Source organism: Roseateles sp. P5_E1 (assembly GCF_054049335.1).
The window spans coordinates 1-542 of the sequence record NZ_JBFUMN010000417.1; the positions used below are offsets into that span (position 1 = coordinate 1).

Annotated in this window: 2 protein-coding genes; both read right to left on the bottom strand. The window is 68.8% G+C overall.

From position 1 onward, the window contains the following. A partial coding sequence (locus tag ACXJKJ_RS31840) for a pilus assembly protein TadG-related protein (protein ID WP_457395718.1) occupies window positions 1–295 on the bottom strand: 295 nt, incomplete at its 3' end. Window positions 296–299: 4 nt separating this feature from the next. Continuing rightward, a partial coding sequence (locus ACXJKJ_RS31845; RefSeq protein ID WP_457395720.1) for a DUF3613 domain-containing protein occupies window positions 300–542 on the bottom strand: 243 nt, incomplete at its 5' end.

Here is a 542-nt window from a genome sequence, read left to right on the forward strand (position 1 = left end):
GGTCGGCGGTGGTGTGGGTGGGATTCCAGTCGCCGCAGCGCACGTTGAGCGTGCCGGGGAAGCGGTTGGCCTGCACGGCGTTGCTGCGCGCGGCGCTGTTGTCGGCGCGGTCGGCGCTGCACAGGTCCAGCCGCTGCGCGCCGGCCAGCGCGGAGAGGTCGGCGATTTTCTGCACATCGCGCTTGGCCCAGTACAGATAGCCGATTTCGACCAGGCCCAGCATCGTCACCAGGCCGAGCATCACCAGCATCATCGTCACCGACATGCCACCGCGCTGACGGGCGTGGGTATTCATGGGGTCACTCTCCGTTGCCGTCACCAGTGACCTGTTTGCGCACGCTGGTGTCGAGGAACTCCGGGATGGGGTGGGTGAAGCTCTGCAGGTAGCGTGCGTAGCTGAGCGAGGCCTGGTCGCCGAGCATCGGCAGGTGCGCGCCGGCATGGCTGCCACGCGCCTGCAGCTGCAGCAGCGCACGGGTGGTGTCGCCGATCTGCGGTCGATCCGGTATCGGCAGTGGCAGCGGGTCGGTCGGGGGCAGGGG